This is a genomic window from Micromonospora sp. NPDC049274, from assembly GCF_040678875.1.
Lineage (GTDB): Bacteria > Actinomycetota > Actinomycetes > Mycobacteriales > Micromonosporaceae > Micromonospora.
This window is the reverse complement of record NZ_JBFAQS010000018.1, coordinates 1-25,755: the sequence shown is the minus strand read 5'-3', so window position 1 is coordinate 25,755 and position 25,755 is coordinate 1. Positions and strand designations below refer to the sequence as shown.

Here is a 25,755-nt window from a genome sequence, read left to right as displayed (position 1 = left end):
CCCCGCTCAGGTGACCGGCCCCACCGTGGCGCCCCCGTGGCGCCCCCGATCGGGGCGCGGGGCCTGGTCCATGCGGCGGACGTGGCCGGGCCCGGCCCCTCGACGAGAGGTCGGGCCCGGATCGCGCGGTCGGTGCTACCAGCTCAGGTAACCGGGCTGGGTCTGCACGTTCAGCTCGTTGAACCGGACCAGGTTGGCCGTCCAGGTCCGCCAGTCGTTCAGCTCCAGGACGTCCAGGCCCTTCTGGATGTCGTTGGAGTAGATGTTGCCGTTGTAGTAGTACGTCGACCACGCGCCGCCGGTGATGGGCTCGGAGGCGGAGAGCGGGCCCCGCTCCCAGTACGCGATCTCCTTGGGGTGGCGCGAGTCGGTGAAGTCCCAGACGGAGATGCCGCCCTGGTACCACGCCTGCACCATGACGTCCCGACCGAGCACCGGGATCAGCGAGCCGTTGTGCGCCACGCAGTTCTCGGTCTCGGCGTTCGTCCGGGGGATCTTGTAGTAGCTGCGGAACGCCAACGTCCGGGCGTCACCGCGGCCGGTGATGTCGTAGATGGCGTCCGCCCCCCGGTTGGGGCCGACGGTCTCGTTGCAGGTGGCCGCCCCGCCGCCGCCCAGCTCGTCGGTGAAGACGACCTTGGTGCCGGCGTTGTTGAAGGTGGCCGAGTGCCAGAAGGCGAAGTTGGCCGTGTCCCGGACCTGGGTGATCAGGCGGGGAGCTTCCCGGTTCTTGATGTCGAGCAGGATGCCGTCACCCATGCAGGCGCCGGCGGCCAGGTCCTTCGCCGGGTACGCGGTGATGTCGTGGCAGCCGGTGGTCGCCGAGCCGGTCTCGCTGCCCGGGAAACCGCCGTCCGGGAAGAGGTTCGGCGTCGAAATGACCGCCGCCTGGGTCGGCGTCTTCACCGGCACCTTGACGATGGAGATGGAGTCGTGCGGCGGCTGGCAGTCGGGGAATTCGGCCCGCGGGCTGTACGACGAGACGTACAGGTAGACGTTCTTGCGGTCCTTGCCCGGCACCAGCGTGTGGGTGTGCGACCCGCAGGCGGTCTCCACCGACTTGATGTAGCGCGGGTTGGCCTTGTCGCTGATGTCGAAGACCTTGATGCCCTCCCACGACTCCTTCACCGAGGCGGGCTGGGCGACGCTCGCGCACGAGTCGTCGCTGCGCGACGAGTCGGTGGAGACGAACAGCAGGTTGCCGTAGACGGAGATGTCGTTCTGCGAGCCGGGGCAGGACACCTGCGCGGTGATCCTGGGGGCGCTGGGCCGGGAGATGTCGTAGACGACGAACCCGTTGTAGTTGCCCGCGAAGGCGTACTTGCCCTGGAACGCCATGTCGCTGTTGAGCGCGGCCGTCGTGTCGAACGGCGCCTGCTTGGGGAGGTTGGCGATCTGCCGCAGGTTGGGGCTGCTGCGGATCTCGTCGACGCCCGGGATGTCGCTCGCGGCGGCCTGTGGTGCCGCCGCAGGCGCGGCCTCCTGGGCGCTGCTCGGCGTCGCCACGGCGACGCTTGTCAGCAGCAGACCTGTTGCGGCCAGGCTGACGATGCGGATTTGTCGGAGCCGTGCGGTGGCCAATCGGATCATCGGCGGCGCCCTTCGAAAGGGGGATGGCGATGGTCGGTACCTTACCGACCGTCGGAGATCATCGATGTGACCCGGGTCACATCTGTGGCGACTCGTCAATGGATAGGATCGCTGCGACCTCGACCTGAGGGGGGTACGGCATGACCGTCCGACGTGGTCGGTTACTGGCCGTCGTCATAACGGCGGCCCTCATTATGGTGTTGGCGGTGCTGGCCGTCCGGGCCACCGGTGACCCCGGCCGCCCGGCCGCCTCGGCCCGCTCGGCGTCGCCCAGCCCGACGGCGGCCGGCCCCACCGGCCCGCCGCCCCCGCCGGTGCTCGTGCCGGGCCGCCCCGGCGAGCCGGCCGTCGCCCGGTCCGCCCAGGAGTTGCGCGACGACGCCCCGCCCCGCCACAACGGCCTGGACACCGTCTACGTCCAGATGATGATCCCGCACCACCAGCAGGCGCTGGAGATGAGCACGCTCGCCCAGGAGCGCGCGGCCGATCCCCGCATCCGCGCCTACGCCGACCGGATCCGCGCCGGCCAGGGCCCGGAGATCAAGGTCCTGCGCGGCTGGCTCGCCACCCGAGGGCTGCCCGAGACGGCGCCCGGCCACGACCACGCCGGCATGCGGGGGATGCAGTCACCCGAGGCGATGAAGCGCCTGACCGCAGCCCGAGGGGTCGCGTTCGACAGGCTCTTCATCGCGATGATGACCGACCACCACCAGGGCGCCGTCACCATGGCCACCGACCTGCTGTCGGTAGGCGTCGATGCGACCCTCAACGAGCTGGCCACCTCGCTCGCCACCGAACAGGCCATCGAGATCGCCCGCCTGCGCGAGCTGACCCCGCCCTGACCGAGCGCCGCCCGGCCGCCACCAGCCAGGACACGTACGCTGGGTGACCGTGAGACGCACGCTGTTCGGCCGCTCCCTGCGCGGCGTCGCCTTCGACGTGGCCGTCTCCGGCGTGGTCGTGCTCTTCAGCCTCACCGCGGCGGTGAACCAGCCGGGCGGCTGGGCTTCCACAGGTGTCGGTGCCGCGATGGCGGTGGCGCTGCTGTTCCGCCGCACCCATCCGAGCGCGGTGACAGTGGTGGTCGCGGCGCTGGCGTTGGTCCAGGTGATCGCCCGGTGGGGCCCGCTCCCCTACGACGTCGCCGTCCTGATCGCGCTCTACAGCGTGGTGAAGTACGGCGAGCGTCTGCGCGACGGGGTGCTCGCCGGCGCGGTCGCCGCCGTGGGCGTGCTGCTCGCCGCCGCGCAGACCCCCGGCGTCGGCGCCTGGTGGGCGACCGCGCTGTGGTACGCGCTGGTCACCGGCGCGGTCTGGCTCGTCGCGCTGAACGTGCGGACCCGTCGCCTCTACGTGCTCACCCTGGAGGAGCGCGCCACCACCCTGGAACGCGAGCGGGAGGCCGAGTCCCGGGCCGCTGTCGCCGAGGAGCGCACCCGCATCGCCCGGGAGCTGCACGACGTGGTGGCGCACAGCATGGCCGTCATGATTGTCCAGGCGGACGGGGCGCGGTTCATGCTCGACCGTGACCCCGAGCAGGCCCGTACCGCCGTGAAGGTGGTCGCCGACACCGGCCGCGCGGCCCTCGAGGAGATGCGCCGGCTGGTCGGCGTCCTGCGCGACGCCGGTCCCTCCGCCGGTTCGGTGGTGGCCGCCGACCCGGAGCACCGGCGGCTGGCCCTCGCCGAGCTGCCCGACCTGCTGGCCCGCTTCCGCGCCGCCGGCCTGCGCATCCGCGACACCACCACCGGTGAGACGCCGACCCTGCCGCCCGGCCTGGAGTTGACCGTCTACCGCGTCGTACAGGAGGCGCTCACCAACGCGCTCAAACACGCGGGCGTCGGGGCCGCCGTCGACGTCACCCTGGCGTACGCCGCCGACGCCGTCGTGGTCCGGGTCGTCGACGACGGCCGGGGCCGCCCCGTGGTCAGCCCGGCGCCGTCGGGCGGTCACGGTCTGCTCGGCATGCGCGAGCGGGTGGCGGTGTACGACGGCAGCCTCACCGCCGGCGCTCAGCCGACCGGGGGTTGGCAGGTCGAGGTCCGGCTACCGCTACCGTCGGAACCCGCAACGGAGGTGATCGCGGCATGACGGTCCGGGTGGTGATCGTGGACGACCAGGCGCTGGTGCGCGCCGGTTTCCGGATGGTGCTGAGCTCGCAGCCCGACCTGGAGGTGGTCGGGGAGGCCATCGACGGCGCGGACGCCCTGCGGGTGCTGGCCCGCATCGAGGCCGACGTGGTGGTGATGGACATCCGGATGCCGACCATGGACGGTGTGGAGGCGACCCGCCGGCTCTGCGCCCAACGGCCGTCCGGTCCGCCCCGGGTGCTGGTGCTGACCACCTTCGACACCGAGGCGGACGCGTTCGCCGCGCTCCAGGCCGGCGCCAGCGGCTTCCTGCTCAAGAACGTGCCGCCGGAGGAGTTGCTGGACGCGATCCGGGTGGTGGCGGCCGGCGACTCGGTCGTCGCCCCGTCGATCACGCGGCGGCTGCTGGACCGCTTCGCCGGTCAGCTCGGCGCCGGCCCGACCGCCGACCCCCGACTGGCCCAGCTCACCGAGCGGGAACGGGAGGTGCTGCTGCTGGTCGCGCAGGGCCTGTCCAACGCCGAGATCGCCGCCAAGGTGCACGTGGCCGAGGCCACGGTGAAGACCCACGTCGGGCGGATCCTGGCGAAGCTGCACCTGCGCGACCGGGTCCAGGCGGTCGTGCTGGCGTACGAGAGCGGGCTGGTCACGCCCGGCCGGTGACCGGCCGTACGACTCGGGTCGTACGGCCGGCGGGCCGAGCGCTACCTCGGGCGTACACCTGTCGAGCGCGCAGGTGGAGATCAGTACCGGTGGACCGGCCATAGCGTCGGAGGGGTCCGATCCGCGCCTGCACCGGGAGCCCGCACATGATCCGATTGACCCTGCGCTCGCTGCGCGCCGAGGCGCTGCGCATGCTGCTCTCCGCGCTGGCCGTCGTGCTCGGCGTCGCGTTCATCGCCGGCACCCTGATCTTCGTCGACGGCATGCGCGCCGGCGCGTACGACCGGGCCGGCACTTTCGACAGGCACACCGACCTCGGCGTCTACCCCAGTGGCGACAAGACGCTGCCGGCCAGCCTCGTCGATCGGGTCCGCGCCGTCGACGGCGTGGCCGCCGCGGCCGGGGAGCTGACCGCCACCGGCGGACTTCTCGGCGCCGACGGTCGGCCGGTGCTCGGCTATGCCGTGCTCGTCGCCATCCCCACCGAGCCCGCCCTGCGCTCGTACGACGTGGTCGCCGGCCGCCTGCCCGATCGCGCGGGCGAGGTGGTGCTCGACGCGCCCACGGTGGCCGAGGAGGGCTTCACCCTCGGCGCCCCGGTCCAGATCGGCGGCACCGGTGGAGCGGCCCGCCCGTACACCCTGGTCGGCACCGTCGACGTGGCCGACACCGTCCGCGACATCGGCGGGCCGTTCATCGGCCTGGTCGGGCCGGACGCGCTCGCGGTCGCCGACATGCGTGGGTACGGCCGGATCGTGGTGGCGGCCCGACCGGGCACCTCCGACGCCGCGTTGGTCGACCGGGTGCGGGCCGTCGCCGGCACCGGCACCACGGTGAAGGACCGTCAGCAGATCCTCGACGAGGCCGTCGACGAGGCGGTCCGTAGCCTGAACCAGTTCATGATGCTGCTGCTCATCTTCGTCGGGGTAGCGGTGGTGGTGGCCGGCTTCGTGATCGCCAACACCTTCGCGATCGTGTTGGCGCAGCGCACCCGGCGGACCGCGCTGCTGCGTCTGGTGGGCGCCACCCGTGGGCAGGTCTTCCGGGCCGCCCTGCTGGAGTCCGCGCTTGTCGGGTTCGTCGCCTCTGTGCTCGGGGTGCTGCTCGGGGTGGCCCTCGCCGCCGGCATGCGGCTGCTGATGTCCCAGCTGGAGGTGCCGTTCTCCGGCGGGCTGACCGTCGCCGGCTCGACGGTGCTGACCAGCCTGCTTGTCGGCACCGTGCTCACCGTGGCCTCCGCCCTGCTGCCCGCCTGGCGGGGGACCCGGGTCGCCCCGGTGGCCGCGCTCACCGACGCGGCGGTGCAGCCCAGTCGGGGCGCCGGCCGGCTGCGTCTGGTCTTCGGCGCGGTGGTGCTCGGCGCGGGCGTCGCGGCCCTCGCCGGTGCCGCCAGCGCCGGTCAGGTGCTGCTCGTGGCCGTCGGCGGCGTGTTGGCGTTCTTCGGGATCGTGCTGTTCGGGCCGGTGCTCGTTCCGGCGCTGGTCCGGGTGATCGGGTGGCCGGCACGCCGGCTGTTCGGGATGACCGCCGGCCTGGCAGTGGCGAACGCGGTTCGCAATCCGCGCCGGATCGCCGCCACGGCGACCGCCCTGGTGATCGGGATCGGACTGGTGTCGGCGTTCGTCGTCGGCGCGCGCAGCACCAAGGACGGCATCGAACGCAGCGTCGACGCCGAGATCGGGACGGACTTCGTGGTCAGCGGCATCGGTCAGAACCTGCCCGCCACGCTCGCCGGTGAGTTGGCCGCGCGACCCGAGCTGGGTGTGGTGCACGAGCAGCGCAGCATCGTCACCGGCGGCATCGAGGTCCGCGCCGCCCACCCCGCACTTGTCGGTCGGACGCTGAGCGCGGTGCTGGCCGGCGACGTCGGACGGCTCGGGCCGGGACAGGTCCTGGTGCACCGGGAGTTGGCGCGGGCGCGCGGCTGGCAGGTCGGCTCCCCGGTCACCATCGCGGGACGGCAGTTGACGGTGGCGGCGGTCGTCGCCGACGACGCGCCGGACATGGTCGCGAGCTCGGTGCCCGACGGGCACGTCATCGACCTGGACGACGCGGACTTCGCCGCGCTCTTTCCCCGCGAGCGGGGCTTCCTGGCCGAGATCGACCCCGCCGACGGCGTCAACGCCGAACAGGCCCGCGCCGCGATCGAGACCGTGCTGGCCCGCTATCCGACGGTGAACCTGATGGACCAGGGGGCGTACAAGAAGATGCTCACCGGCACCGTCGACATGCTGCTGGCCTTCGTCACCGCGCTGCTCGGCCTGGCCGTGGTGATCGCCCTGGTCGGCGTGGCGAACACGCTGAGCCTGTCGGTGGTCGAGCGCACCCGGGAGAACGCGGTGCTGCGGGCGGTCGGTCTGACCCGGGCCCGAATGCGGGCCATGCTCGCGGTGGAGGCGGTCCTGATGGCGCTCGTCGGCGCGGTGCTCGGCATCGGACTGGGCACCGGCGTGAGCGCCGCCGCGATGGCTCTGCTGGCCCGCCTCGGTGGGGACTTCCACGTGGTGCTGCCGCTCGGCCAGCTCGGGCTGATCCTCAGCGTGGCCGTGGTGGCCGCCCTGGCCGCCTCGGTGCTGCCGGCCCGCCGGGCGCTCTCGCGGCCCGTCGTGGAGGCGCTCGCCGACCAGTGATCCCGGCCCGTCCTGCCTCGCGGCCTCCCGACGGACATCCGCCGGCCGGCCCCGCCGTCTACCCCGGCGGCGGGACCGGCCAGCGGTGCCGGGTCTAGAGGCGCTCCACCATCTCGCCGACGCACCGGTTGCGGGTGTCGAAGACGTAGCGGGCGTGCCGGACCACCAGGTCGTAGTCGAAGCTGTCGTGGTCGGTGACCACCACCACCGCGTCCGCGGCCCGCACCTCCCGCTCGGTGAGCCCGACGACGGTGACCCCGGCGGGGATCTGGTGGGCCTCCGCGTACGGCTCGACCGCGTGGACCTCCGCGCCGAGCGCCTGCAACCGGCGGGCCACGTCGACGGCGGGGGAGTCCCGCATGTCCCCGGTGTTCTTCTTGTACGCGAGCCCGAGCAGCAGCAGTCGTGCGCCGCTCACGGCCCGGCCGGCGCGGTTGAGGCCCGCCATGATGCGCTGCGCCACGTGCTCGGGCATCTCGTGGTTGATGTCGTTGGCCAGCTCGATGAACCGGAACTGTCGGCCGAGACGCCGTTTGACCTGCCAGGACAGGTAGCACGGGTCGATCGGCAGGCAGTGCCCGCCGACACCGGGGCCGGGCCGGAACGGCAGGAACCCGAACGGCTTGGTCTCGGCGGCGTCGATCGCCTGCCAGACGTCGATGTCCAGGTGGTGCGAGAGCATCGTCAGCTCGTTGATCAGCGCGATGTTGACCTGGCGGAACGTGTTCTCGATCAGCTTGGTCAGCTCGGCGACCCTCGTGGAGTCCACCGCGACGGTGCGCTCCACGAGACGCTGGTAGAACCCCTGCACCCGGGCCAGCGACGCCGGGTCGACACCGGACACCACCTTCGGGGTGTTCTCCAGTCGCCAGGTCGGGTTGCCCGGGTCGATCCGCTCCGGGCTGTAGCCGAGGTGGAAGTCGCCGGGGCTGGTCAGCCCGCTGGCCGACTCCAGCAGCGGTCGGAGCAGCTCCTCTGTGGTGCCCGGATAGGTGGTCGACTCCAGGATCACCGTGCAGTCCGGCCGTACGTACGGGCCGATCCCGACGCCTGCCTGCTCGACGAAGCTCAGGTCCGGAGTGCCGTCACGCAGCGGGGTGGGCACGGTGATGACGCAGATGTCGAAACCCTCGGCGTCGGTGTACTCCGTGCTGGGGTGATACCGACCGCTTCCCAGCGCGCGGCCGAGCCGGTCGGTGGGGATGTCCTCCACGAAGGACTCACCGGACGCGAGCCGCTTCACCCGGTCGGCGTCGACGTCGAGGCCGACGACGTCCAAGCCCGCCTCGACGGCGCGCATGGCCAGCGGCAGTCCGACGTACCCCTGGCCGATCACGACCAGCTTCTCAGCGCTCACCCGGGCTCCCACGGCAGATGGTGAAATGACCTGCTGAGAGCCTAGAGGGGTCTTCGGCGGCGTAAGTCCGTTTTGGGGATATCGGTGCTGGTGGGGTGGTGCCGGGTCACTCGCCCGCCGGGTCCTCCGGGCCGGTCGACGTCCCCGTGGTGGGGGCCGGGTCGGTCGGTGGCGGCGGGTTGCTCGGTGGCGGATCGCTCTTCGGCGGGTCGCTGGCCGGCGGCGCGGTGGTGGCGCCGCTCGGCGTCGCCGACGGCGGGCTGGACGACTGGGAGGGCTGCACGCTCGGCGTGGCGGTGGTCGACGCCGACACTGTGGCGTCCGGGCCGGTCGGCCGGTCGGGGCGCTGCGGATCGTCGGTGACCTGCTCGTTCGCTGCGGGCAACTCCGCCTGCTCGGTCGACCCCTGCGTCGCGGAGGTCGTCGGCAGGTTCACGGCCGGCTTGTCGTCCCCGGTGTGGCGCGCCGCACCCAGTGCCGCCCCCAGGCCGATCAGGGCGACAAGCATCGCGGCCGCCGCGCCGACAAGTGGCCCGCGCCGTCGCTGCCGGCCGGCGCCCGCCGGGCTCGCCACCGCCGCGCCGACCGGCACGTCGGTGCGGGTGCCCGGCCCTGCCTCGCGCAGCGGGACCGACTCCGCCATCGCCGTCGGCGGCTCGCCACCGGTGACCGCGGTGCGGGCGGCCTCGGCCATCGCGGAGCCACTGGTGAAGCGATCCAGCGGATCCTTCGCGAGGGCCCGCGACACGAGGGCGCGGACCGCCTCCGGCATGTCGTGCGGCAGCTCCGGCGGCTCGTCGTCCAGGTGCCGGATGGCGACCTGGAGGGGGTTGTCCCCGGTGAACGGTGGACCGCCGGTCAGGCAGCAGTAGGCGACCGCGCCGAGCGCGTAGATGTCGGTGGCGCCGCTTACCGGACGACCCGCGGCCTGCTCGGGCGCCATGTAGAGAGCGGTGCCCGGCACCGCGTTGGTGCTGGTGATGCTTGTCACATTTGTGGAGCGGGCGACGCCGAAGTCGACCAGGACGACAGTGCCGTCCTCCTGGACCAGCAGGTTGCTCGGCTTGACGTCGCGGTGCACGATGCCGCCGCGGTGCGCCGCGCTCAGGGCGTGCGCCGCCTGGGCCACGATCGACATCGTCTCGGCCACGTCGAGCCGGCCCGCCGCCTCGATCCGCTTGGACAGCGGCTCACCCTCGACGAACTCCATGACCAGGTAGTCCGCCCGACCGCCGTCGGGCAGGTCGTCCTCGCCGGAGTCGAACACCTGCACGATGCCGGGATGCCGCAGAGCTGCCATGATCCGTGCCTCGGCCCGGAAGCGGGCGATGAAGTCCGGGTCGGAGACCAGTGCCGGCAGCAGGACCTTTACCGCGACCTGTCGGCCGAGGACCAGGTCCGAGGCACGCCAGACGTCGCCCATGCCGCCGGTGGCGACACGTTCGTCCAGGCGGTACCGCCCGCTGAGCACGACCTCCGATGACAACACAGCCTTACGGTACCCAGAGTGGCGGAGAACGGCGCGCTGCGGTTGATCGGCCACGTGGTCGTACCCTCCGGTCCGTCCGGTCCGACCCTTATGGACGCGGCCTCTCTGTGACGGTCCGACAGCAGCAGGTGACAAAACCCGACACATTCCGGCGTACGCTTTCCGGATCACCGCTGCGGGCCGTGTCCCGGCACGGGGAGCGTCCGGTGTTTCGTACCTGTTACGGCGGCACGCCGCGTGGACGGCTTGATAATTGTCACTCTTCCGTGACGCGATCCCGGCTTGTCGCTCCGATGGCCGCCTCCTACCGTTAGCCCGGCTCGGAGCCGTCCGGCGGGCCGCGCGTCGAGAGCTCTCGTGCCGATGCGGCCACCCAGCCGGCCCGGTAAGCGGGCGCGACAGCGGATTCGGTGGAGGGCGGTGGGGGTGCGGGAGCCGGTGGGGCCGACGGTTCGCGCGCGGACAGCGCCGGCGCGGCGCGTCAGGCCGGGCCGCCGACCCGAGCCATCCGCGAGCCACCGATGACCGGCGAGTTGTCCGACGCGGTCACTGCCGCGCAGGCCGGAGACGAGGACGCCTTCCGTTTCCTCTACCGCAGCCTCCAGCCCGGTCTGCTCCGCTACCTGACCGCGCTGGTCGGCGCGGACGCCGAGGACGTGGCATCGGAGACCTGGTTGCAGATCTCCCGTGACCTGCCCCACTTCACGGGCGGTGAGTTCCGCGCCTGGACGGTCACCATCGCCCGTAATCGGGCCATGGACCATCTGCGCCGCCTGCGTCGACGACCGTCGCTGCCGGTCCCGGTGCAGGCGCTCACCGAGCTGGCCGGCGACGGCGACACCGCCGAGCGGGCCGGCGAGACGATCAGCACCGAAGCGGCCCTGGCGCTGATCGCCACGCTGCCGCCGCGCGAGGCCGAGGCGGTGCTGTTGCGGGCCGTGATCGGGCTGGACGCGGAGTCGGCCGGTCGGGTGTTGGGACGCCGAGCCGGAGCCGTCCGGACCGCCGCCCACCGTGGGCTGCGGCGGCTGGCCACCCTGCTGGACCGGCAGACGGTGACCGAGCCGACCGAGGGCGCTGTCACGACCCGGGCGACAGGCGTACCGGGCCCGGTGGCCGCGCCGACCGCGCGGCCTGCCCCTGCGCCCGGCGCTCAGGGCCCGGTGTCCGCGCGGCCTGCGCCCGGCGCTCAGGGCCCGGTGTCCGCGCCGACCGCGCGGCCTGCGCCTGCGCCCGGCGCTCAGGGCCCGGCGTCCGCGCCGACCGCCCAGGACGCGACCTCGGCGCCGGTCCTTGGCGCCGACGGCGTCGTACCGTCGGTCGGCGCCGAGGTGGTTCCGCCACCTCGCGGGCGGACCGGCCGATCCCGACGGACGTCACACGCCGAGCAGGCGGACGGCTGACGTGAGGGGATTCCGGATGAACCCGTACCGGCCGGACCGCCACGGCGGCCGTGCCGAGACCGAACGGTTGCTCGACGCCACCCGCATCGACGCGGCAGCCGATCCCGAGGCGTCTCTGGGCCCTGACACGTCTCTCGACTCCGAGGCGTCTCTCGGTCTCGACGGCACCCGCAGCGACGCGGCCGTCGACTCCGAGGCGACCCTCGACCTCGACGCGACCGAGCGATCCGGCGGGACCGTCGCCTCGGTGGCGGCGGCCGACCCGCTGGCGGGCCTGCTCGCTGCCGCTGCCGGCCCGGTCCGGCCGGCGGAGCTGGCGGGCGAGGAGGCCGCGTTGGCCGCGTTCCGCGCCGCCCGGGTCGCCGCCCCGGCGCCCTCCGTGGCCCGACGACCACGCCGCCGCCGGCTCACCACGGGCGCGTTGGCCTGGATCGGCGCGCTGGCCGCGACCGCGACCGCGGGTGCCGCGTTCGCCGCGGCCGGCCTGGACCGGGCGCCCGACCCGCTGCCGCCGGCGCCGAGCAGCGCGCCACCGACCGGCAGCGGTCCCGCAGCGACCCCGTCGACCCCATCGGCCCCGTCGGCCCCGCCGACCCGGTCGACGCCGTCCGGGCCGCCGTCCTCGGCCGGCACTCCGTCCGCCGGATCGACCCCGAACGGTCAGCTGCACGGACTGTGTCGGGCCTGGCTGGCCAAGAAGCCCGAGCAGCGGGAGAAGGCGCTGCGGACGCCGGCCTTCCAGCGGCTGGTGACGGCCGCCGGTGGCGTCCCCGCCGTCGAGGCGTACTGCCAGCGGCTGGTGCCCGAGGCCAAGCCGTCGGCTCCGGCGCGACCGTCCCCGTCGGCGGCGCCGTCCGCTCCGGCCCGGCCGTCTCCCCCCGCCGAACCGCCGACGCTGCCCGGATCGGCGCGGGTCACGCCCTCCCACCCGACGGGACCGGCTCGGAACTGAGCGTCCGGCCGGCACGGTTCGTTCTGGCGCGCACTGGGAAATTCGTCTGTTAGACAGGGGTTGGTGGCACGGTCGACGCCGCCGAGAGTGTCGGTGGGTGGGTTTACGGTGGCACAGTGTCCCGGAGCTGGCGCACGACGAAGGAGGCTGCACCGGTGGTGACGTCGCCCGAGCTGGACCGCAGCGCGATCATGCGGGAGTCCGCCGCCGCAGGCCGACATCTCGCCCGCATCTGCTTCAAGACCGGCCCCCCGACATACACCGGCGTCGAACTGGAATGGACCGTGCACGACGCCGCCGACCCTGCCCGACCTGTCGATCCGGTGCGGCTGCGGGCGGCGCTGGGGCGTCACAGCCCCGTCACGCTGGACGCCACGAGTCCCGCCGAGCCGCTGCGGCACGGCGGCACGGTGACAGTCGAACCGGGCGGCCAGTTGGAGATCTCCACCCCGCCGCGCTCCTCGACCGGCTCCCTGATCCAGGCCACCGAGGCCGACATCGCCCAGGTCACCGGCCTACTGGCCGCCGCCGGGTTGACCCTCGGTCGCAGCGGCATCGATCCACACCGTCGGCCCCGCCCGGTGGTGGACACCCCCCGTTACCGCGCCATGCGTCGCGCCTTCGACAGGCGCGGTCCGGCCGGCCGGACGATGATGTACAGCACCGCCGGTCTGCAGGTCTGCCTCGACATCGGCGAGCCCGACCAGTTGGCGGCGCGTTGGGCAGCGGCCCACGCGGTCGGGCCGCCGTTGCTCGCGGCGTTCGCCTCGGCCAGCCGGCACGCCGGGCGGCGCACTGGTTGGGCGTCCGCGCGGATGGCCGCCTGGTTGGCCATCGACCCGGCCCGCACCCGCCCGGTGTGGGTGCCCGGCAACGCCGACGAGGACCCCACGGCCACCTGGATCCGGTATGTGCTCGCCGCGCCGCTGCTCTGCCTGCGTCGACGCGGTCCGGACTGGGCTCCGCCGCCGGGTGTCACCTTCGCCGACTGGCTCGACGGCGCGCTGCCCCGCCCGCCCACCACCGATGATCTCGACTACCACGTCAGCACCCTCTTTCCACCCGTGCGCCCGCGCGGTTACCTGGAGCTGCGCTATCTGGATGCTCAGCCCGACCGGGACTGGCGTCTCCCGCTGGCGGTGCTGAGCGCGCTGTTCGTCGACGCGGGCACCGTGCGGGCGGCGTACGCGATCGCCGCGCCGGTGGCGCACCGCTGGTCGGCTGCCGCCCGGCACGGCCTGTCCGACCCGCCGCTGGCCGCCGCCGCGGCCGCGCTGCTCGACCTGGCCCTGGCGGCGCTGCCCCGGCTGGAACTGCCGGCCGACACCCACGACGAGGTCCAACGAGGCGTACGACGGCGGCTGGCCGCCGCACAGAGGGGAGACCGGTGAGCGCGAGGAGTGAGCCGGGGTTGCGAGCCCCGCAGTCGCGAGCGGAAAGCGGTCGGGTGAGCGCGAGGAGTGAGCCGGGGTTGCGAGCCCCGCAGTCGCGAGCGGAGGGGAAAGCGGTGAAGGGCGAGACGGTGAGCGTACGCACGACGGAACATCCCGACGGGGAGGGTTTGCGGGGTCGGATCGCGGAGGAGTTGGCACGCGCACGGTCCCGCACGGCCCTGCTGACCGAGGCGGTCGACGACGACGACCTGATGCGCCAGCACTCTCCGTTGATGTCGCCGTTGGTCTGGGATCTGGCACACGTCGGTAACCAGGAGGAGCTCTGGCTGGTCCGCGATGTGGGTGGCCGCGAGCCGGTCCGCTGTGACATCGACGAGCTGTACGACGCGTTCAAGCAGCCCCGCCGGGACCGCCCCGCGCTGCCGCTGCTGCCACCGGCGGAAGCGCGCGCCTATCTGGGTACGGTCCGCGACAAGGTGCACGACCTGCTCGACGCCGTGAGCTTCACCGATCGGCCGCTGGTCGCCGACGGGTTCGCCTTCGGCATGATCGTCCAGCACGAGCAGCAGCACGACGAGACGATGCTCGCGACCCACCAACTGCGTGCGGGGGCGGCGGTCCTGCACGCCCCGCCACCGCCCGAGCCGACCGCCCGGGTCGGCGGCGAGGTGCTGGTGCCGGCGGGCGAGTTCACGATGGGCACCGACACCGATCCGTGGGCGCTGGACAACGAACGTCCCGCGCATCGCGTCGATCTGCCCGCGTACGTCATCGATGCCACACCTGTCACCAACGGCGAGTACGAGGCGTTCATCGCCGACGGCGGCTACGCCGATCCGCGCTGGTGGAGCGCGGCGGGCTGGGAGCACCGGGTTTCCGAGCAGCTCGTCGCGCCGATGCATTGGCGCCGTGACGGCGACGGCTGGGCGTACCGGCGGTTCGGCCGGTGGGATCCGGTGCGCGCCGACGAGCCGGTGGTGCACGTGTGCTTCCACGAGGCCCAGGCGTACGCCGCGTGGGCCGGCAAGCGTCTGCCGACCGAGGCGGAGTGGGAGAAGGCCGCCCGGTGGGATCCGGCGACGGGTCGGTCGCGCCGTTACCCGTGGGGTGACGGTGACCCGACCGAGGCGCACGCCAACCTCGACCAGCGTCACCTGCGCCCGGCTCCGGTGGGCGCATACCCGGCCGGCGCGTCGCCGCTGGGGGTGCACCAGCTCATCGGGGACGTCTGGGAGTGGACGTCGACCACGTTCCGCGGGCATCCGGGCTTCACCGCGTTTCCGTACCGCGAATACTCGGAGGTCTTCTTCGGCGACGACTACCGGGTGCTGCGCGGCGGCTCGTTCGGCACGGACCGGTCGGCGTGCCGGGGGACGTTCCGCAACTGGGACTATCCGATCCGGCGGCAGATCTTCAGCGGCTTCCGTTGCGCCCGCGACGCCCGCCCGGACGAGTCGCAGCGGTGACGCCCCACCGGGCCGGAGCGCTGGCGGCCGGGTTGCGCTGATGTGTCGTCACCTGGCCTATCTGGGGCCGCCGGTCACGCTTGCCGAGCTTCTGTTCGAGCCGGCGCACGCGCTCGTACGCCAGTCCTGGGCGCCACGCGACATGCGCGGCGGCGGCACGATCAACGCCGACGGGTTCGGCGTCGGCTGGTATCCGGACGACGGCGATCCGGTGCGGTACCGGCGTGCCCAGCCGATCTGGAGCGACCCGACGATCGCCGAGTTGGCGGCGGTGACCCGCGCCGGAGCGGTGCTGGCCGCGGTCCGCTCGGCGACCGTCGGGATGGCGGTGCTCGACGGCGCCGCCGCGCCGTTCGCCGAGGGGCGGTGGTTGTTCAGCCACAACGGGGTGGTCCGGGGTTGGCCGGACGCGGTGGTGCCGCTCGCCGCCGGCCTGCCGGTGCGTGACCTGCTGACGCTTGACGCGGCCACCGACTCGGCGCTGCTGTGGGCGCTGGTGCGGCACCGGCTGCGCGCCGGCGACGACCCGGCGGAGGCGGTGGCCGCGACGGTGGCCGAGGTCGCCGTGGCAGCCCCGGGGTCGCGGCTGAACGTGCTGCTCACCGACGGGCGGCGGGTGGTGGCCACCACGTCCGGCCATGCGCTGTCGGTGCGCGCGGCGGCGGGCTCGGTGCTGGTGGCGTCCGAGCCACACGACGACGACCCCGGATGGCGGCCGGTGCCGGAGGGGCACCTGGTCACGGCCACGGTGGACGAGGTGCGGATGTGTCCGCTGCCGACCGCGTGAGTCGCGCCGGTCGGCAACGCGAGGTGTGTGACGGAGCAGAGAGGCAGGACCGATGACCGCGGACCCGTTGGAGATCTACCTTGAGCCGCAGGACCTGGAGCGTGCTCTGCGCCAGGACGTCCGGGCCGGGTTGACCGCCGAGGCGAAGTGGCTGCCGCCGAAGTGGTTCTACGACTCGCGGGGCAGTGAGCTGTTCGAGGAGATCACCCGGCTGCCCGAGTACTACCCGACCCGGGCGGAGCGGGCGGTGCTGGCCGAGCACGCACCCGACATCGCGGCGCTGACGGGCGTCAAGACCCTGATCGAGCTGGGCTCCGGCTCGTCGGAGAAGACCCGGCTGCTGCTGGACGCGTTCACCCGCCAGGGCGGCCTGGGCACGTTCGTCCCGTTGGACGTGTCGGTCAGTGCCCTGCTGGGGTCGACAGCGCAGATCGCCGTCGACTATCCGGGGCTGCGGGTTCGGGGCATCGTGGGGGACTTCACCCGCCACCTCGACCGGCTACCCACAGGTGGTGGGCGGTTGGTGGTGTTCCTGGGTGGCACGATCGGCAACCTGTTGCCGGCCGAGCGGGCCGACTTCCTGGCGGCGATGCGCGCCGCGCTGGAGGTGGGTGACTGGCTGCTGCTCGGCACCGACCTGGTGAAGGACCCGTCGGTGATCGTGCCCGCGTACGACGACTCGGCGGGGGTCACGGCGGAGTTCAACCGCAACGTGCTGTACGTGATCAACCGGGAGTTGGGCGCCGACTTCGACCCGGAGGCGTTCGCGCACGTCGCTCACTGGGACCCGGCCCACGAGTGGATCGAGATGCGGCTGCGGGCGACGCGGCCGATGCGGGTCCGGGTGCTGGACCTGACGGTCCAGTTCGCGGCGGGGGAGGAGCTGCGGACGGAGGTGTCGGCGAAGTTCCGCCCGGAGGGGGTCGCCGCCGAGCTGCACGACGCGGGTTTCGCGGCGGCACACTTCTGGACCGACCCGGACGGGCTCTTCGGGGTGACGTTGGCGCAGGCACGGTGAGGCTGTTCACCCACGACGCCCGGCCCGTTTGGTGATCCGTTAGGCTGGTCGCGCGAAGGGGAGTAGCCCCCAATGTCGTGGTCGACATACTGGTGCGTTCCGCACCCGGCCACGCGGCCCCGGTCTCCGGGGCGGGCGAGACCTTCGACTCAGGCTGTTGCAGCCGGGTCGAGGGCGCCCCGTACCTCCTCCCGGCGTGAACGGGAAGGATGTCATGGAGGGATTCCTCGCCGCGCTGGTCGTCAGCTTCGGTGTCATTTTCGTGGCCGAGCTGGGAGACAAGTCCCAGTTGATGGCGCTGACGTTCGCCACGCGGTTCAAACCGGTTCCGGTGCTGATCGGCATCACCGTCGCCACGGCGGTGGTGCACCTGGCGTCGGTCGCCATCGGTTCGGGTCTCGGCGCCGTGCTGCCCACCGAGTGGATCTCGCTGGTGGCCGGTGTGGCGTTCCTCGGCTTCGGCGCGTGGACGCTGCGCGGTGACACGCTCACCGAGGAGGAGAAGCGCAAGGCCGAGAGGACCAGCAAGAGAGCGATCGTGGCGGTGTCGGTGGCGTTCTTCCTGGCCGAGCTGGGCGACAAGACGATGCTCGCGACGATCACCCTGGCCACCAAGTACGGCTGGTTCGGCACCTGGCTCGGCTCCACGGTCGGCATGGTGGCCGCGGACGCGCTGGCCATCCTGGTCGGCCGGATGCTCGGCCGCCGCCTGCCGGAGAAGACCATCAAGTACGGCGCCGCGGTGCTCTTCGCCATCAGTGGCCTCTGGCTGATCCTGGAGGCGGTCAACGAGCTGACCTGAGCGCCGACTAGCTGCCCCGTTGGCGGGTAACGCCTGCGGGTGGAGCCGGCGGAGCTGCTGCGCCACGGCGATGAGGTGCTTGTCGCCGTGGTGGAGGTGGCCGGCGCTCTGGTGATCTTCGTGGGCGCCCTGTGGGCGGCGGTGCGGTTCGCGGTCGAAGGGCTGCGGCACCGTACCGCCGCCGTCTTCACTCCGATCCGGCTGTCCCTGGGCCGGTTTCTGACGCTCGGTCTGGAGTTCCAACTGGCGGCCGACGTCCTACGGACCGCCGTGTCGCCGTCGTTCACCCAGATCGGCCAGCTGGCGGCGATCGCCACCATCCGGACGGCGCTGAACTACTTCCTGGGTCGAGAGATCCGGCAGGAGCAGCGGCAGGTCAGCGACGGGCAGCAGCGGTCATGATCGGCGCGCTGGTCGAGGTGGTGACCGCGCTGGCCCTGATCGCCGGTGTGGTCACGGCGCTGTGCACCGGTGCCCTTCGGGTCGCGGTCCGGGTGCTGTTGGACCTGCTGACGGCGGCCGGTCTGCTCCGTCTCGCCGGCGATCCGCAGTGGGGTGGACTGGCCGTCGCGGCGGCGATCGTCGCGCTACGCCAACTGCTCGCGGCGGCGTTGAGTTTCACGCCGCCATGGTCGCGCCCGACAATCCCCGCCACGCTGCGCGGACGACGACCACCACTTAGCGTGGGCGGTAGCAGCGAAACAGGGAAAAGCGGGAGGATAACCACATGAGCCGGCACGACGAACCGAACGAGTACGGCTACGCCGGCGGCGCCACCGCTCCCGAGCCCCAGCCCGGCGGCAAGCCCGACGAGCAGGATCTCGCGGAGGAGGTGGCGGTGCCCGGCGACGATCTCACCGCGCCGACGACCGACGCGCTGGCCGACGAGACCGAGGAGCGCCGGCCCAACGAGCGCCGCTGACGCGTTCCACATTCCGGCGGTCGCCCCGTGCGGGCGACCGCCGGCGCCCTTGCGGTCACGGCCGACGAGTTTCCGTCCGCGACCGCCACTTTCTGCCGGCCGGCGCCAGGTGTGGTTTGACCACCGCGAGCACGGCCGGCGCCCGGTGACCGTCGGTCCCGTCCCTGGGGGCCGACGCGGTCGTCAGCCACATACCGCGGAGTCACATTCATACCTCTGAGGTGCGTGGCTCACCAGCACACCGACACGGCGGGCAGCCACGGCGGATGGCCAGCGCAGGTCGTCGACCACGAACTCGCGCATGAGGCCAGCTCCGCCCTGAGGAAGGCCCGTCGGCGGCCCGGGTGCCCGGCGTAGGCCGAGGTGCCAGCGATTGGCCGTGGACTTTTCCCGGATGTCGCCGCTGCCGAATGGCCCTTTGTCGGGTTGGTCATGCGGGCGCACTTGTTCGCCCCCGAAACTACGTAACTCCGGACATAAGCCGTATGAGCGGCTTTAATGGTTTCACGAGTTGGCAGACGACCTTGGGGGTTTTCGTGAAGTTCTTTGGCGTAACCGGACCCGCACGGAGGCACTCCTGATGGACCTGCTCCGCCAATTGCGCCACGTGCGTCGGCACTGGTGGGTCGTGCTGGTCACGGTCATGGTGACCCTGGGCGTCTCGGCGTTCCTGACCGTGCGGGCCCAGCCCCGGTACGTCGCCTCGGTGACCTTCTTCGTCACCACCCCCAACCAGGGCGTCACCGACGCCTACCAGGGTGGACTGTTCCTTCAGCAGCGTGTCAAGTCGTACGCCGACCTGCTCAGCAGCGACCGTCTCGCGCAGAGCGTGGTGGCCGAGACCCCGGTCGGGCTCACCGCCGACGAGGTCCAGCATCGGGTGACCACCTCCACCGAGACGGGCACCGTCCTGCTGCGCGCCTCCGTCACCGACACCGACCAGGCCCGGGCACTGCGGGTGACCGAAACCCTCGCCACGAAGTTCGTCGAGCTCGTCCAGAAGGTCGAGACGCCGCCCGAGGGCAAGGCACCGATCAAGATCGAAGTGGTAAGCGGCCCACGGGTCAGCACCAGCCCCGTCTCACCGCGACCGATGCGCAACCTCACCCTCGGCGGTCTGGTCGGTCTGGTGCTCGGCGTCGGCCTGGCGATCCTGCGCGGCGTCGCCGACATCCGCCTGCGGGACGCCGCCGGCCTGCAACGCGCCACCGGCAGCCCGCTGCTCGGTGACATTCCCTTCGAGAGCAGCGCCCGCACCTCGCCGCTGATCATCGGTGAGGCCGCGAGTTCGGCCCGTGCCGAGGCGATCCGCAAGCTGCGGACCAACCTGCGCTTCGTGGACGTACACGAGCCGGCCCGCGTCATCGCCGTGACCAGCGCCCTGCAGGGCGAGGGCAAGACGACGCTCTCCTGCAACCTGGCCATCGCACTGGCCGAGGCGGGTTGGCGGGTGCTGCTTGTCGACGCGGACCTGCGCCGCCCGAAGGTCGACGAGTACCTGGGCCTGGACGCGGGCGTCGGTCTCACCGACGTGCTGGTCGGCGACGTTCAGGTCGGTGACGTGGTGCAGCGGTGGGGCGACAAGTCCCTGCTGGTGCTGCCCAGCGGCTCCGCGCCACCGAACCCGAGCGAACTGCTCGGCTCCAAGGCGATGGCGGATCTGCTGCTCGCGCTGCGGGAGTCCGCGGACATCGTGATCATCGACACCGCGCCGCTGCTCGCGGTGACCGACGGTGTCGTGGTGGCCGTGCAGGCCGACGGGGCGCTGCTGGTGACGCAGCAGGGCCGTACGTCTCGAGCCCAGGTGGCCGCTGCCGCCCGCTCGCTGCACTCGGTCTCGGTGCGGTTGCTCGGCTGTGTGCTGAACATGGCCAAGGTGGCCAAGGCCGAGGCGTACCAGTACGAGGCCTACCGGGTGGTCGCCTCGCAGGCCACGCCGTCGGTGCCGACCGACCGGGCCACCGCCGCCCGACACAGCGAGGGCGCCGGGGTCAACGGCGTCAGCGACCGCACCCAGGAACTCACCCGGTTGCCCCGATGAGCGCGGCGAGGGGTCGTAGCGAGCGTTCGATCTCCTCAGCGCAACGTCGGAAATCGGCGGCGGTCCCGCCGATCGGGTCCCGCAGGTCGTCCGCGTCCGGGGCGGCGGGTTGCAACCGCCCCCGGGCGTGGGCGGCGGCGGCGATGGCGGCGGCCAGCGGGTCGTCGCGCGACCCGTCGGGCAGCTCGGCCGCCGCCGCCAGCCGGCCGAACTGGCGCAGGGTGAACGTCCGGTGCAGCGCGCCGGGCGCCAGCGCGGTGCAGACCGAACGCTGCCGCCGCGTCGCGGTCAGCACGAGCGCCGCGTCCGCCAGATATTCGGGACGCAGCGTCCGGCTGGCGAACGCCGCCGGGTCGCCGCCGCCCTCGGCAGCGATCTGCGCGGCGTACGGGTGCATGGCCATCCCGTCCATCGCGTCGGTGCCGGCGCTGGACACCAGCACGGGCCGGTCGGCCAGCAGCCTGCGGGCCAGGTACTCGGCCATGGGTGAGCGGCACAGGTTGGCGTGGCAGACGAACAACACGCGGTCGGCCATCGGAAGCCCTCTCGTGGGTGCGGACAGGGGTCGCCACACCGCGAGGGCGGTGCGTCGACGCCGCAGGCCGCGCGGGGAGGGGTTGTCGGCATCGTACGCGGGCGCCACGCCCGCCGACCGCGGTGCCGCGCCGGCCGAGGCCGATACGTACTCGTCGGCGGTGTCCCGGTGAAGATCGGCATCCTGTCGTACCACTTCCCGCCCGAGCCCGCCTTCATCCCGGGCAGCCTCGCCGAGGAGTTGGCCGCGCGTGGACACGAGGTCCGCGTGCTCACCGGTTTCCCGGACTACCCCGGCGGCCACGTCTATCCGGGGTGGCGGCAGCGCTGGCACCACGAGACGCACAGTCAACGGCTGGCGGTCCGGCGGGTGCCGCGCTTCTCCGGCGGAGCCGCGTCCACCGGCGCGCGGATGGCCAGCTATCTGTCGTTCGCCGGCAGCGCGTCGCTGGCGGCGCGTCGGTTCCTCGGGGACGTGGACGCGCTCTACGTCTTCCAGCTGCCGGCCACCACGTTCGCCACCGCCGCGGTGTTCCGGCTGCTTCCGAAGGTGCCGGCCGTGCTGCACGTACAGGATGTGTGGGCACGCGACGGCGTGGACGCGGCGGGCGAAGGCCGCTGGTCGGCGCGGATGGGCGCCGCGATGACCCGCATCTACCGGACCGCCGCTCGGGTCGCGGTGGCCGCGCCGTCGATGCGGGATCTCGTGGTCGCCGCCGGGGCGGATCCGTCCCGGGTCCAGCTCGTGTTGAACTGGACCGACGAGCGCATCTTCTACCCGGCGACGCCCGGCGCGGCGGCCCGGCAGATGGTCCGCCGGGACCGTCGGTGCGTGGTCATGCACGCCGGGACCATCGGCGCGCGCCAGGGGCTGGAGACGGCGGTACGGGCCGCCGCCGCGCTGGACCGCACCATGGACCTGGTCCTGGTCGGGTCGGGCGCGGACGAGCGGCGGGTGCGAGGGCTCGCCGCCGACCTGAAGGCGGAGAACGTGCGCTTCCTGGAGCGGCGGTCACCAGTCGACATGCCCGAGCTGTACGCCGCCGCCGACTACCAGCTGATCATGCTGCGCGACCTGCCGGAACTTCGCGGCATGGTGCCCGGCAAGCTCCAGGCCGCGCTCTCCTGCGCCGCGCCAGTGGTGGCGTCGGCCGGTGGGGACACCGCTGAGCTGGTCGAACGCGCCCGTGCCGGGTTGTCCTGCCCGCCGGAGGACTGGGCCGCGCTGGCCGACCGGTTCTGGTTGGCCGCCACCATCCCGCCGCCAGCGCGTACCGAGATGGGCCGCCGGGGTCGGCAGACGTACCTGCGGGAGATGTCGCTGACGGCCGGCGTGGACCGGATCGAACGGTTGCTGCACGAGGCCGCCGGCCGGAATCCGCAGGCGGTGGGGGAGCCGCGAGGAAACCTCGCGTAAGGGACGAGAAACGCTATAACGGTACGAGAGTCCCTGAAACGTGCTAAGAACATCAGGGAATCCGACCTACTGTCCGGTTCCGGTTAACGGGAGTGTGGGTGTGACGGAGAGCGAACGGCCGCGTCGACGGCGAAGCCGATCCCGGCGTCGTCGGCGGGCTCGACTGCGACGGGCGCTGCTCGGTGCCCTGGTCGTCGGATCGCTGTTGCTGGCCGCTGGGGGATGGGTCGGTTTCCGCGGTTGGCAGGCGCGTGCCCACCTGCTCAACGCCGCCGGTCTGGCCCGGGAGCTGAGCGCGCAGGTGGTCGGCGGGGACACCGATCGGGCCCTGCGGACCCTGTCCGCCCTGCAGGAGCAGTCCGGCGCCGCCCGGGCCGCCACCTCCGACCCGAGCTGGAAGCTCGGTCGGCGTACGCCGTTCGCCGGCGACGACCTCGACGCGGTCCGGCAGATCGCCGTCGCCATCGACGACCTGGCCCGGCGGGCGTTTCCGTCCCTGCTGCGGACGGACCTGACCAGCCTGGTGCCGGCCGAGGGCCGGTTGGACCTGGCCCGGCTCACGTCGGTCTCCGCCGAGCTGACCCGCGTGAACGACGCGGTGCAGGGCACCCGTCGTGACCTGGGTGCCGTACCTGTCGACCGACTGGTCAGCCAGGTCCGCCAGGCGTTGACCGACCTGCGCGGTGAGATCGACCGACTGGCCGGCCTCACCGCCGCGGCCGACCAGGGCGCGCGACTGCTGCCGCCCCTGCTCGGTGCGAGTGGCGCGCGGCGCTACCTGCTCGTCTCGCAGAACCTGGCCGAGCTGCGCGCCACCGGCGGCATGTTCGGCGCGTACGCGATGATCGAGGCCGAGAACGGTCGCGTCCGGATGGGCCAGCAGGGCAGCAGCGCCTCCCTCGGCCGGTTCACGCCGGCGCTGAAGCTGCCCGCCGAGACGCGGGCGGTCTGGACCGACCTGCCGGGCATCTATCCCGCCGACGTCAACCTCACTCCGCACTTCCCGACCGCTGCCGCTCTGTACCGGGAGATGTTCCGGCGCAAGACCGGGACGACTGTCGACGGCGTGCTCGCCGTCGACCCGGTGGTGCTGTCCTACCTGCTCAAGGCGACCGGCCCGGTGCTGGTGCCCGGTGGTGTGCCGCTGGCCAGCGAGAAGGTCGTGCAGACCCTGCTCAACGAGAGCTACCAGCGGCTGGACACCGCGCAGCAGGACGAGTACTTCGCGTCCTCGGCCGCTGCGGTGTTCGACGCCTTCTTCAAGAAGAATGTCAACCCGAGGGTGTTGTTGTCCGCATTTGACCGTGCTATCACTGAACGCCGGATATTGTTCTGGAGTGCCCGACCGGGAGAACAGCGGACATTCGGTGACAGCCGGATGGCCGGGACGCTCCCGGAGCATGACACCGTGCCGACGGTCGGCGTGTTCCTCAACGACGGCAGCGGCGCGAAGCTCGGCTACTACCTGCGGCCGACGGCGAGCCTCACGGTCGGCGAGTGCCGACCCGACGGCCGCCGCGAGCTCCGGCTGCGGGTGACCCTGCGCTCGACGGCGCCGAAGTCAGGACTCAGCAAGTCGGTCCTCGGCCTCGGCCTGGCCGGTGATCCGTACACCGTTCGCACCTTGGTGTCGATCTTCAGTCCGGCTGGCGGCTCGGTCCTCGAGGCCCGGCTCGACGGGGCCGAGACGGCACTTGGCAGCGGCACCGAACGCCGCCGCCAGGTGGCAACTGCCAACGTCGACATCGGCCCCGGCGCCGAGCGGGCGCTGGAGGTCACCGTCCTGACGGCCAAGACCGGCGTCGGGCAGGCCGAGCTGTGGCTGACCCCCACCGCCAGCCCGTGGACCACCCAAGTTCATTCCGCACCAAGCTGTGACCAGTAGGAGGGAACCAATCATGCGGCTATCCCGCATCATCATGGCGCTCACGGTCGGCCTGGCCGTGGTGGCCGTGCCGACGGCAGCGGGGGCGGCACAGCCGCAGCCGGCGCCCAGCGCGACCACCGACCCGCCCCAGCCGCCGCCGTACCCGCCGACCGCCGCGTCCCTGACGGTCAACCGGCCGACGATCTTCCTGGGCGAGACGGTCGTCCTGACGGGGACCGGCTTCGGCCCCAACGAGACCGTCGACATCGCGGTGACCGTGGCTCCGCTCGCCGCTCCGGCAGCCGGTCAGGCACCGGCGCGTCGCAGCGACGGCACCACCGTGGCCATGGCGCCGGTAGCGTTCCAGGCGAGCGCGCCGCTCACCTTCACGGCGACCACCGACGCGCAGGGGCGCTTCACCAAGAGCTACAAGCCGTCGGTGACCGGTCAGCTGACCTTCACCGCCACGGGCCGGGAATCCGGGCGGACCGCCAGCACCGAGCTGCGGGTGCTGCACAGGAAGCAGCCGCTGCCCGTCACCGGTGACAGCATCGGTACGCCCATCAAGCTCGGCGGCGGCCTCGTCGGCGCCGGCGCGATCATGCTGCTGCTGACCCTGGCCTGGCGTCGCCGCCAGCGCTTCGGCGGGGCCGCGCACTAACCGGCACCACCCCCGGGCAATGCCCGGACGCACCTCAAGCTGGCGCCCGTCGGATCTTCCGACGGGCGCCAGCTCCACGTCACCCCTCCTCACCACGCCCCGTCGGCCCCGTCCAGGGGGTGATCGACTCGCGTTCCTGGAAAACGGGCCATCTGTACGCCCGGGACACCCCGGCATCCAGGAACCCGAGTCGATCAACGCGGTGCGGCCTCCTCCTTCGAGGCGCTCGGGGAGACTCTCGCCCGGATCGATGTGGGGGTGTCCCGCTGGGCCGGTTGGCCCGATATCGCCGGCCTGGAGTCGATCATCCCTTTGGCGACCGGGTGCCGGACGGGTCAAGCGCGGTTGGCGCGGAATGCCCGATTCTGGGGGTTGTCGGGGTGTGACCGGCGGCATTCGTGGGCTGGAATCGTGGCCAGCCGGGGGTCGTTACACACCCTGACGATCGCAGGACCACGGCCAGCCCCGCCCCGTCGTGGGGGTGGGAATGGCCGGCCCGGTCGGGTCGTTGCAGATCCCCGAACGACCGCAGGCCCGCCGAGCGCTCCGGCTAGATCCGGCATCCGCCGGCGGGCCGGCCCCGGGAATCACCCCGGCCCGACGGTCGTTACACACGGTCCCGGCGCCACGAGCCCCCGCTCGCAGGCCGCCACCCCCGGTGCCGCAAGCCCC

The 25,755-nt window shown here is 72.7% G+C and carries 21 protein-coding genes and 1 pseudogene; 18 read left to right on the top strand and 4 right to left on the bottom strand.

What is annotated here, in order from left to right; genetic code table 11:
• Nucleotides 1-135 precede the first annotated feature (135 nt).
• Nucleotides 136-1,590 (bottom strand): hypothetical protein, encoded by a 1,455-nt coding sequence (locus tag AB0K10_RS27105; protein WP_363687987.1) that lies wholly within the window; start codon nucleotides 1,588-1,590, stop codon nucleotides 136-138.
• A gap of 140 nt (nucleotides 1,591-1,730) precedes the next feature.
• Between AB0K10_RS27105 and AB0K10_RS27100 the strand changes: the two genes are divergently transcribed.
• From AB0K10_RS27100 to AB0K10_RS27085, 4 genes are all read left to right on the top strand, one after another.
• Complete coding sequence (locus AB0K10_RS27100; protein ID WP_363687985.1) at nucleotides 1,731-2,432, top strand: DUF305 domain-containing protein; 702 nt, start codon at nucleotides 1,731-1,733, stop codon at nucleotides 2,430-2,432.
• 43 nt (nucleotides 2,433-2,475) lie between these two features.
• A complete protein-coding gene (locus AB0K10_RS27095) occupies nucleotides 2,476-3,681 on the top strand; it encodes a histidine kinase (protein WP_363687983.1) in 1,206 nt (401 codons plus the stop codon).
• Nucleotides 3,678-4,343 carry a response regulator transcription factor gene (locus AB0K10_RS27090; protein WP_363687981.1) on the top strand — a complete coding sequence of 222 codons (666 nt, stop codon included), beginning with the start codon at nucleotides 3,678-3,680 and terminating at the stop codon, nucleotides 4,341-4,343. The genes AB0K10_RS27095 and AB0K10_RS27090 overlap by 4 nt, the downstream gene beginning before the upstream one ends.
• Before the next feature lie 146 nt (nucleotides 4,344-4,489).
• Complete coding sequence (locus AB0K10_RS27085) at nucleotides 4,490-6,973, top strand: FtsX-like permease family protein (protein ID WP_363687979.1); 2,484 nt, start codon at nucleotides 4,490-4,492, stop codon at nucleotides 6,971-6,973.
• Nucleotides 6,974-7,067: 94 nt separating this feature from the next.
• On the opposite strand, the gene AB0K10_RS27080 is transcribed toward AB0K10_RS27085, so the two are convergent.
• Together AB0K10_RS27080 and AB0K10_RS27075 are read right to left on the bottom strand one after the other, a co-directional pair.
• Entirely contained in the window at nucleotides 7,068-8,330 is a 1,263-nt protein-coding gene (locus AB0K10_RS27080; protein ID WP_363687977.1) for a nucleotide sugar dehydrogenase, read from the bottom strand.
• Nucleotides 8,331-8,436: 106 nt separating this feature from the next.
• A complete protein-coding gene (locus AB0K10_RS27075; protein WP_363687975.1) occupies nucleotides 8,437-9,819 on the bottom strand; it encodes a serine/threonine-protein kinase in 1,383 nt (460 codons plus the stop codon).
• Nucleotides 9,820-10,340: 521 nt separating this feature from the next.
• Between AB0K10_RS27075 and AB0K10_RS27070 the strand changes: the two are divergent.
• From AB0K10_RS27070 to AB0K10_RS27020, 11 genes and pseudogenes are all read left to right on the top strand, one after another.
• Nucleotides 10,341-10,868: pseudogene (locus AB0K10_RS27070) on the top strand (RNA polymerase sigma factor); the annotation flags it as partial.
• A gap of 370 nt (nucleotides 10,869-11,238) precedes the next feature.
• On the top strand, nucleotides 11,239-12,174 hold the full coding sequence (locus tag AB0K10_RS27065) for a hypothetical protein (protein WP_363687973.1): 936 nt from the start codon (nucleotides 11,239-11,241) through the stop codon (nucleotides 12,172-12,174).
• Nucleotides 12,175-12,329: 155 nt separating this feature from the next.
• Nucleotides 12,330-13,565 carry an ergothioneine biosynthesis glutamate--cysteine ligase EgtA gene (egtA, locus tag AB0K10_RS27060; RefSeq protein ID WP_363687971.1) on the top strand — a complete coding sequence of 412 codons (1,236 nt, stop codon included), beginning with the start codon at nucleotides 12,330-12,332 and terminating at the stop codon, nucleotides 13,563-13,565.
• Between the two features lie 131 nt (nucleotides 13,566-13,696).
• On the top strand, nucleotides 13,697-15,034 hold the full coding sequence (gene egtB / locus AB0K10_RS27055) for an ergothioneine biosynthesis protein EgtB (RefSeq protein WP_363687969.1): 1,338 nt from the start codon (nucleotides 13,697-13,699) through the stop codon (nucleotides 15,032-15,034).
• Between the two features lie 40 nt (nucleotides 15,035-15,074).
• Nucleotides 15,075-15,821 (top strand): ergothioneine biosynthesis protein EgtC, encoded by a 747-nt coding sequence (gene egtC, locus AB0K10_RS27050; RefSeq protein ID WP_363687967.1) that lies wholly within the window; start codon nucleotides 15,075-15,077, stop codon nucleotides 15,819-15,821.
• Nucleotides 15,822-15,873: 52 nt separating this feature from the next.
• Nucleotides 15,874-16,839, top strand: a complete 966-nt coding sequence (gene egtD, locus AB0K10_RS27045; protein ID WP_363687965.1) for an L-histidine N(alpha)-methyltransferase — start codon at nucleotides 15,874-15,876, stop codon at nucleotides 16,837-16,839.
• A gap of 214 nt (nucleotides 16,840-17,053) precedes the next feature.
• Complete coding sequence (locus AB0K10_RS27040; protein ID WP_363687963.1) at nucleotides 17,054-17,641, top strand: TMEM165/GDT1 family protein; 588 nt, start codon at nucleotides 17,054-17,056, stop codon at nucleotides 17,639-17,641.
• A gap of 39 nt (nucleotides 17,642-17,680) precedes the next feature.
• Nucleotides 17,681-18,043, top strand: a complete 363-nt coding sequence (locus tag AB0K10_RS27035; protein ID WP_363687961.1) for a DUF1622 domain-containing protein — start codon at nucleotides 17,681-17,683, stop codon at nucleotides 18,041-18,043.
• Entirely contained in the window at nucleotides 18,040-18,372 is a 333-nt protein-coding gene (locus tag AB0K10_RS27030; protein WP_363687959.1) for a hypothetical protein, read from the top strand. The genes AB0K10_RS27035 and AB0K10_RS27030 overlap by 4 nt, the downstream gene beginning before the upstream one ends.
• Nucleotides 18,369-18,563, top strand: coding sequence for a hypothetical protein (locus AB0K10_RS27025; RefSeq protein WP_363687957.1), 195 nt, complete (start codon nucleotides 18,369-18,371; stop codon nucleotides 18,561-18,563). Before AB0K10_RS27030 ends, AB0K10_RS27025 begins: the two co-directional genes overlap by 4 nt.
• 580 nt (nucleotides 18,564-19,143) lie before the next feature.
• Nucleotides 19,144-20,604 (top strand): polysaccharide biosynthesis tyrosine autokinase, encoded by a 1,461-nt coding sequence (locus AB0K10_RS27020; RefSeq protein WP_363687955.1) that lies wholly within the window; start codon nucleotides 19,144-19,146, stop codon nucleotides 20,602-20,604.
• Here the strand turns inward: AB0K10_RS27020 and AB0K10_RS27015 are convergent.
• Nucleotides 20,585-21,139 carry a low molecular weight phosphatase family protein gene (locus AB0K10_RS27015; RefSeq protein ID WP_363687953.1) on the bottom strand — a complete coding sequence of 185 codons (555 nt, stop codon included), beginning with the start codon at nucleotides 21,137-21,139 and terminating at the stop codon, nucleotides 20,585-20,587. The genes AB0K10_RS27020 and AB0K10_RS27015 overlap by 20 nt on opposite strands.
• Before the next feature lie 168 nt (nucleotides 21,140-21,307).
• Here AB0K10_RS27015 and AB0K10_RS27010 point away from each other — a divergent pair, with 168 nt between their 5' ends.
• The 3 genes from AB0K10_RS27010 to AB0K10_RS27000 all read left to right on the top strand — a co-directional run bounded on the left by AB0K10_RS27010 (nucleotide 21,308) and on the right by AB0K10_RS27000 (nucleotide 25,083).
• A complete protein-coding gene (locus AB0K10_RS27010) occupies nucleotides 21,308-22,555 on the top strand; it encodes a glycosyltransferase family 4 protein (RefSeq protein ID WP_363687951.1) in 1,248 nt (415 codons plus the stop codon).
• Nucleotides 22,556-22,655: 100 nt separating this feature from the next.
• Entirely contained in the window at nucleotides 22,656-24,440 is a 1,785-nt protein-coding gene (locus tag AB0K10_RS27005) for a DUF4012 domain-containing protein (protein WP_363687949.1), read from the top strand.
• Between the two features lie 13 nt (nucleotides 24,441-24,453).
• Nucleotides 24,454-25,083: a hypothetical protein gene (locus tag AB0K10_RS27000; RefSeq protein WP_363687947.1), complete on the top strand. Its 630-nt coding sequence runs from the start codon at nucleotides 24,454-24,456 to the stop codon at nucleotides 25,081-25,083.
• The last annotated feature ends 672 nt before the right edge of the window (nucleotides 25,084-25,755 follow it).